3 protein-coding genes are annotated in these 3247 nt (G+C 75.1%); 1 reads left to right on the top strand and 2 read right to left on the bottom strand.

The genetic code is table 11. From position 1 onward, the window contains the following. Positions 1-1120: ABC transporter permease (locus Q6969_RS14505; protein WP_396335558.1), on the bottom strand; the 1120-nt coding region annotated here is incomplete at its 3' end. Beyond that, positions 1117-2763, bottom strand: a complete 1647-nt coding sequence (locus Q6969_RS14500; protein ID WP_317231079.1) for an ABC transporter substrate-binding protein — start codon at positions 2761-2763, stop codon at positions 1117-1119. The genes Q6969_RS14500 and Q6969_RS14505, both read right to left, overlap by 4 nt. 101 nt (positions 2764-2864) lie before the next feature. Between Q6969_RS14500 and Q6969_RS14495 the strand changes: the two genes are divergently transcribed. Beyond that, positions 2865-3247: helix-turn-helix domain-containing protein (locus Q6969_RS14495; protein ID WP_317231078.1), on the top strand; the 383-nt coding region annotated here is incomplete at its 3' end.

The raw sequence follows: 3247 nt of genomic DNA, 5'->3' as shown, positions 1-3247 counted from the left end.
CACCGGCGTGCATCACCTGGGCGGCGCCGCCGCGCGGGCGCTCGACGCCGCGTCGCGGGCGATCCGCGGCACCAGCACCGGCCCCGGCGTCACGGTCTCCGAGGAGGACGGCGGCACCGTGATCGACCTCGACCTCGTGGTCGAGTACCCGCACCCCGTGCAGGACGTGGTCGACGAGGCGCGCGAGCAGGTCGGTCACGGCGGTGAGCACGATGTAGATCACGGCCACCACGAGCACGACGCCCACGATGACGGGCACGTCGCGGCTCGTCACGGCCGAGAGGGCCGTGCGTCCGAGGCCGGGCCGGGCGAAGATCTGCTCGACGACCACGGCGCCGGAGATGAGGAAGCCGAACGCCCAGCCGGACAGCGCGATGCCGGGAGCGGCCGCGTGCCGGAGCGCGTGCCGGAGCCGGACGCCCGCCTCGGACTCCCCGCGGGCGCGCGCGGCGAGCGCGAAGGGGGAGTCCAGGGCGTCCAGCAGCGCCTCGCGCATGATCTGGCCGAGGAAGCCGGCCAGCGGGATCGCCAGCGTGAGCACGGGCAGCACGAGCCCTGCCGGTCCCGATCCGCTCACCGCGGGCAGCCAGCCGAGGCCGGTGGAGAACACGAGGATCAGCACCACGCCGATCCAGAAGTGCGGCAGCGACGCGGCGACGATCTCCACGCCCGCCCCCAGCGCCCCCGCCACGCGCCCGGCGCCCGTGGAGACCAGGGCGAGCCCGAGCGCGAGGACCCAGGCGACGACGAGCGCCAGCACCGCGACGAGCAGCGTGCCCGGCAGCTGGCGCGCGAGCACCGCGGCCACGTCCTCGCGGAGCGTGTACGAGCGGCCGAGGTCGCCCTGGAGGAGCCGGCCGAGCTGGGCGAGGTACTGCACGATCAGCGGCTGGTCGAAGCCGTACTCCGCGCGCACGGCGGCCACCGCCTCGGGCGGGGCCTGCGAGCCCGGCCCGCCGAGGACGGCCTGCGCGGGATCGCCCGGGATGAGCCGCACGGCGAGGAACGTCACCGTCGCCACCGCCCAGAGCACGAGCGCCGCGCCGCCGATCCGCGCGCCCACGGCCCGCACGAGGGCGGGGACGCGGGAGCGGGACGCGGTGGCGCGGCCCCGGGTCACCGGGCGAGCCAGGTGTCGTACAGCGTCGGCGTCGCCACCGACGGGAGCGCGCGGAGGCCCTGCACGTCGGTGCCGAGCAGGAAGTGGTTCTGCTGGTCGTAGAGCGGCAGGATCCAGTGCCCCTCCATCACCCGGCGCTGCACGTCGGCGTAGAGCGCGTTCCGGCGGTCCAGGTCGGTCGTGGAGCGCGCCTCGGCGAGCGCCTGGTCGATCTCGGGGACCGACACCTTGGCGTGGTTCGCGAAGTAGCCGCTCGGGGCGGGGGTGATGCCCGAGGTGTCGTACAGGATCCGCAGCACGTCGGGTCCAGCCTTCGTGTAGGGGGCGCTGACGAGCTCGTACGCGTCGTCCCCGAGGGCCTCGTACCAGGAGCCGAGGTCCATGGGCTCCAGCTGCACGTCGAAGCCGACCTCCTTGGTGGTGGCCTGGATCTGCTCGAAGAGCGACTGCTCCGCGGGGATCGACTGGTTGGTGCTCACGGGGAAGCGCAGGGTGAGTCGCTGGCCGTCGCGCGTGCGGATCCCGTCGGCGTCCCGCGCCTGCCAGCCGGCCTCGTCGAGCAGCCGGCCCGCACGGTCGACGTCGATCTCGAACGGGTCGGGGTCGGAGACGCCGGCGGGCTCGGTGCTCGCGAGCGGCGAGTGGGAGCGCTCGGCCGTGCCCTGGAACAGGGCCGTGATACCGGCGTCGACGTCGGCCGACCGGACGAAGGCCTCGCGGACGCGCGCGTCGTCGAAGGGCGCCTGCCCGGAGTTCAGCTCGATGCGGTTGGAGGCGCCGGGCCGCGGCGCGTCCAGCTCGCCGAGCGTCCCGGCGGCCGTCGCGGACGCGATCGCGTCGGGCTGCGCGTTGTCGATCACGTCGACCTCGCCGCTCTGGAGCGCGGCGTAGCGGGAGGCGGAGTCGGGCAGGAAGCGCCAGTCGATGCGCTCGAGGTACGCGGGCCCCGTGTGCTCGGCGTCGGCGGGCGGCGAGGAGTAGTCGTCGTTGCGGACCAGCGAGATGGACTGCTGACGGTCCCACCGCTCGACGGCGAACGGGCCCGTGCCGATCGGCTGGGCGCAGTTCGCGTCGGTGCCGCGGGCGATGCCGGCGGGCGACTCCATGGCGAGCCACGGCTGCGAGAGCGACTCCAGGAGCGCGCTGTCGGGGGTGGAGAGGGTCAGCTGCACGGTGGACGCGTCGACGGCGGTCGCGTCGGTGACCGCCTGCAGCGCGAGGTACCCGGTGCTGGAGAGCGTCGCCGGGTCCTGCACGTGCTGGATGTTCGCGACCACCGCGTCGGCGTCGAACGGGGTGCCGTCGGTGAAGGCCACGCCCTCGCGCAGCTGCAGCGTCAGGCCGAGCCCGTCGTCGTTCCAGGTCCAGGTCTCGGCGAGCCACGGCGTGATGCCGCCCTCGCCGTCGAGCGACACGAGCGGCTCGAGGAACTGCGAGGACACGAGCGCCTGCGGGTAGTTGCCGCCGACGTGCGGGTCGAGGCACTCGGGCTCGGCGTCGCCCGACGCGTAGACGAGCGTGCCGCCGGAGACGGGCGTGGTGGACGCCTCGGGGGCGGCGGGGGTGCAGCCGGAGAGGACGAGGGCGGTGGAGGCGAGGGCGCCGAGGCCCGCGAGGGCGCGGGCGCGCGAGGTGGGGATCATGGGTGCTTCCGATGGGAGCGCCGGTCGGGCGCGGGGAGGGGTTTCTGTACCGCGTCCAACAATACGCGTCCCGGACGACGCCCGTGCGCCAGGATGGGCGCATGACCTCCGCCCGTCCCGCCGGCCGCCCGCGCCGATCGTCGCGGGCGACGCTCGAGGAGGCCGCCGCGGAGCTCTTCCTCGAGAACACCTACGCGGCGACGACGGTGGAGCAGATCGCGCAGCGCGCCGGCGTCAGCCGCGCCACCTTCTTCAACTACTTCGCCTCCAAGGCCGACCTCCTCTGGGCCGGCCTCGACGACACCCTGCGGGCGCTCGGCCAGGCGCTGGCCGCGGCGGACCCCCGACGCCCGCCCGTCGACGCCGTGGTGGAGTCCCTCGTGGACGCGGCGCGCGACCGCGGCGAGGGGTGGCTGCCGCTGGCGCTGACCCAGCACGAGGTCATGGGGCTCGGCGCGGCCGTCGCGGGGGAGGGCGTCGCCCG

This window comes from Clavibacter sp. MX14-G9D (genome assembly GCF_032917815.1).
Classification (GTDB): domain Bacteria; phylum Actinomycetota; class Actinomycetes; order Actinomycetales; family Microbacteriaceae; genus Clavibacter; species Clavibacter michiganensis_K.
The sequence above is the reverse complement of the archived record's forward strand: the minus strand, read 5'-3'. Positions and strand labels throughout refer to the sequence as shown.

What these genes read in the sequence shown, in the direction of transcription:
- Q6969_RS14500 (WP_317231079.1), bottom strand. Translation starts at nt 2,763, where the DNA reads ATGATCCCCACCTCGCGCGCCCGCGCCCTCGCGGGCCTCGGCGCCCTC.